The 1,578-nt window shown below is 35.2% G+C and carries 2 protein-coding genes; both read right to left on the bottom strand.

Annotated features, from left to right (window positions below):
* Positions 1-66 precede the first annotated feature (66 nt).
* Positions 67-849 carry a hypothetical protein gene (locus NSA57_RS19385; RefSeq protein WP_257465846.1) on the bottom strand — a complete coding sequence of 261 codons (783 nt, stop codon included), beginning with the start codon at positions 847-849 and terminating at the stop codon, positions 67-69.
* Positions 836-1,516, bottom strand: a complete 681-nt coding sequence (locus NSA57_RS19380) for a hypothetical protein (RefSeq protein ID WP_257465845.1) — start codon at positions 1,514-1,516, stop codon at positions 836-838. The genes NSA57_RS19385 and NSA57_RS19380 overlap by 14 nt, the downstream gene beginning before the upstream one ends.
* Positions 1,517-1,578 lie beyond the last annotated feature (62 nt).

The following is a 1,578-nucleotide window of genomic DNA, read 5'->3' as shown; positions in this document are numbered from 1 at the left end:
CTTTCTTTGATAACACTATTTTACCATACATCATCTCAAAAATATATAGCATAAATTTAATTTATTCTATACTAGTAGTTGTAAGTACTTTCTTTCATCGTTTTCAGCAAAACGCTTTAAGTTAACTACAATCGTCTTATACCATGCACGATTTTGATGACCACTTTGATGCTCCGGATCTTTCTCATCTGCTGCAATGATTCCAATTGCTTCTACCAGTGCCGGCACTATCAGTATTGCATTTAACATCTTGTATTTAGATCGATTGTATCCACAGCTCCTATAGTTCTCATATTGATCAGCTGGCAAGGTGAGCTTAATAGTACTTTGAGAAAAATCACATTGAATTTCTTTCAGCTTATCATTTCTTCCAACATCAACGATGGAGGAACCATTTTTTATGATATCATTTTGATACAGCGCATCAAATGTTCTTTTCTGACCTATACCTATGATGTCTCCTGCATTTAAATCAAACTTCATGTCCTGGTATTCTTCCGCAAAATCTTCATTTGTAAATCCTTCAATCGATGTTGCAGCAACTGTACATGGTATCAACTCAACTCTTTCGTGAATCATCTGTGGATCAAGTCTGATTACTCTGTTTTCATGTATTGGATACAGTTTTCTAAACCAAGTCGATACGCATTGGACCTCCAACGCATATGTAAGAATCCTTTTGCTAAGCAAAATTTGAATACCTTTGTTATTTATTTCAAAATTTGTATGCACAGCATATCCATCTGGCTCAAGAAGTACTTTGAGTTCGCCGATAAACTCAGTACTCTGATAATCGTCTGTATACTCACGAATTACAGGATACGGATAGTTAATATTAATGTTTAGCATATGCCCGCACCTCCAATGTTCTTCTCGTCTTTTCTTCCAGCTTAACTCTTAGAATATTTTTCTCACCTTCATTATGAATACCCTTCAATTCAATCATGTCATTTTTTATAGGAAGTTTCTTTCCATTCATGGTTGCTTCAGAAATATTAGCTTTTGATAAATTATCATCATCACTTCCTATTCTGATTCCTACGACTAAATCTTCAGCATTTTCATCTAGCACAAATGAGATTTGATACTCACCAGTGGCCTTATCAAATGGTGTCCTTATACCAGAAATCAATACTTCAGAAGCTTTTCCGGTTCCAGTTCCTTTTTTATTGTTTGATTTCTTATGGTATTTCCTTTTACGTTCTTCTTCCTTCTTTTTACGCTTTGAACCTCCATTTTTTTTCATGCTTATGTCAGCTTGTCTTCTTTTTCTTCCAGTTTTCACGCTCTGTATCTCAAACGTAAGTGGTCTAAAATCCGAAAACGCCTTTTCTTCTTTTTGATCATCATCTGCCTCTTCGTTTGGCAGAAACTCGCTTAATCCAAAAGCATCAACTGATTCATCTCCAAAATCAGGCATTTCTGCTTTAACTGCATCAAGAATTATTTGATGTACTCTATTAATAATTCCTTTTGCTTTCGTTTTCTCTTCCTTATATTCTGTTAGTGATTTCATGAGCTGTCACCAGATTGCTCACATCAGTTGACGCTCACTTGCTTAACTTTCTGTCACCAGTC

The sequence above is a fragment of the Blautia caecimuris genome, from assembly GCF_024622975.1.
Taxonomy (GTDB): Bacteria; Bacillota; Clostridia; order Lachnospirales; family Lachnospiraceae; genus Blautia_A; species Blautia_A caecimuris.
This window is presented reverse-complemented; position numbering and strand designations above follow the sequence as displayed.

What these genes read in the sequence shown, in the direction of transcription:
- NSA57_RS19385 (WP_257465846.1), bottom strand. Translation starts at nt 849, where the DNA reads ATGCTAAACATTAATATTAACTATCCGTATCCTGTAATTCGTGAGTAT.
- NSA57_RS19380 (WP_257465845.1), bottom strand. Translation starts at nt 1,516, where the DNA reads ATGAAATCACTAACAGAATATAAGGAAGAGAAAACGAAAGCAAAAGGA.